Source organism: Crenobacter intestini (assembly GCF_004919095.1).
Classification (GTDB): Bacteria; Pseudomonadota; Gammaproteobacteria; order Burkholderiales; family Chromobacteriaceae; genus Craterilacuibacter; species Craterilacuibacter intestini.
In genome coordinates this window covers 1-2,016 of record NZ_STGJ01000042.1, presented here as the reverse complement: position 1 = coordinate 2,016, position 2,016 = coordinate 1, and the positions used below count along the sequence as shown (strand labels likewise).

At 62.8% G+C, this 2,016-nt stretch carries 1 protein-coding gene and 1 CRISPR repeat array; the gene reads left to right on the top strand.

Going from position 1 to position 2,016, the window contains the following annotated elements:
* Positions 1–64 precede the first annotated feature (64 nt).
* Positions 65–1,316: a CRISPR direct-repeat array (repeat unit 30 nt; unit sequence CCTGTTCCCCGCGCCCGCGGGGATGAACCG).
* Positions 1,317–1,597: 281 nt separating this feature from the next.
* Positions 1,598–1,933 carry a hypothetical protein gene (locus E5K04_RS16570; protein WP_136555945.1) on the top strand — a complete coding sequence of 112 codons (336 nt, stop codon included), beginning with the start codon at positions 1,598–1,600 and terminating at the stop codon, positions 1,931–1,933.
* The last annotated feature ends 83 nt before the right edge of the window (positions 1,934–2,016 follow it).

Genomic DNA, 2,016 nt, shown 5'->3' with positions numbered 1-2,016 from the left:
GTAGAGTTTGAGAAGCAATATTTCCAACGGCTCAAGAGTGTCTAGAGAAGCCGGGGCGATTCAGCCTGTTCCCCGCGCCCGCGGGGATGAACCGACGCCCGAGTACCTGTCGCGCCAGGCTACTGACTGTTCCCCGCGCCCGCGGGGATGAAGCCACCTGTACCACGGTCACAATGTCGGATTGCGACTGTTCCCCGCGCCCGCGGGGATGAACCGATGGGCGACCGCGCCGACGACATCCTCGAGGCCTGTTCCCCGCGCCCGCGGGGATGAACCGGTTTGCGGCTGCTTGTCTGCGGCCGCCGGGGCCTGTTCCCCGCGCCCGCGGGGATGAACCGAGGCGATCAAGCTGGTGCAGACCCGCCAAGGCCTGTTCCCCGCGCCCGCGGGGATGAACCGGCACGGCGCATGCCTTCCTTGGCTACGACAACCTGTTCCCCGCGCCCGCGGGGATGAACCGCATTACGCTCCTCGTTGTACTCATGCTCCAACCTGTTCCCCGCGCCCGCGGGGATGAACCGCAATCGGATTATTGCAGATCAAGCGCTACTGCCTGTTCCCCGCGCCCGCGGGGATGAACCGACGGCGAGATGATGCCGTGGATTACACAGTTCCTGTTCCCCGCGCCCGCGGGGATGAACCGAAGGCCGCAGCAGCGCGCAAGCAGGCCTTCGCCTGTTCCCCGCGCCCGCGGGGATGAACCCGCCTTGTGCTGGATGAGGCTCACTTCGGAGTCCTGTTCCCCGCGCCCGCGGGGATGAACCGAGAGAGATGACTACATGATTATGCTGCCAGGTCTGTTCCCCGCGCCCGCGGGGATGAACCGACTGGTGGATGGCCAACAGCCTGAACACGGTCCTGTTCCCCGCGCCCGCGGGGATGAACCAGGGCTCGATGCCAAGTTTTTCGGAGGCCTTGACCTGTTCCCCGCGCCCGCGGGGATGAACCGAAACCGAGTGTCGCCGCAACCTTGGCGGACGCCTGTTCCCCGCGCCCGCGGGGATGAACCGGTTAAGCAACATGGCAACTACCCGTACCGCTCCTGTTCCCCGCGCCCGCGGGGATGAACCGTTCGGCCAGAACCCGCCGTCGCGCTGGTCGGCCCTGTTCCCCGCGCCCGCGGGGATGAACCGTTTCCGGCAAGGCGTGCGACATCGGCCAGCACCTGTTCCCCGCGCCCGCGGGGATGAACCGTACGGGGTGAGTGCCGGCGGTTGGCTGTCGCACTGTTCCCCGCGCCCGCGGGGATGAACCGTCACCCCGTCTTTAAGGGGCGAATGACGCGGACTGTTCCCCGCGCCCGCGGGGATGAACCGGATTAATTTCAAGCGGCCGCACCTGCTTGAAGCTGTTGAACAACTGTTGGATGACCGGCAGGCGGATACGGTGGCCGGCCGCGAAAGTAGTGGTGCGGCCTCGGTAGTGCGCGGTCGAGGCTGGCTACTAACGCGGCAAAGTCCACATGGCGGCCCAGCGACTCCAGCGGATCAGACAGGCAGCTCAGAAAAAAGCGTCGCACTGGTGCTGGTGAACCGCCACTCTCTCAGCGGGACAGGCTGCTCAGAAATCGTCGGTGAGATCGTTGGAGCTGTTGTGCGTGTTCATCGCCGGACAGGCAGCTACTTCGGGGCGCAGTGCTGAGATGGGTTCCTTTGGTGAAGAATGGATGGTGTTCACGCCGTCTGATGGTGTGATTCATGTCAGCCCGACAGGCTTGGAAGGGTTGAAAGTTGCTACACTGGCTGCTACATTGACGACATGTAGCAAGTCGCTGAAACCCTTGAAAACACTGGGTTGTAGCCTGATCTCGTGGAATGCCATCATCCACCCCAGCAAAAACAAAAAACCCGCCAGTTGGCGGGTTTTTTGTTTTTGCTGGCAGGTGTCGGGCATGTTTCGAAATTTGCTTGAGAAATGCTTGACCCGGTCGTGATGGTTTGATAAATTCACCTTCCTCGACGCAACGCACACAACGCGAAACGTCACTGCTCTTTAACAGAACGAACAACCGATAGG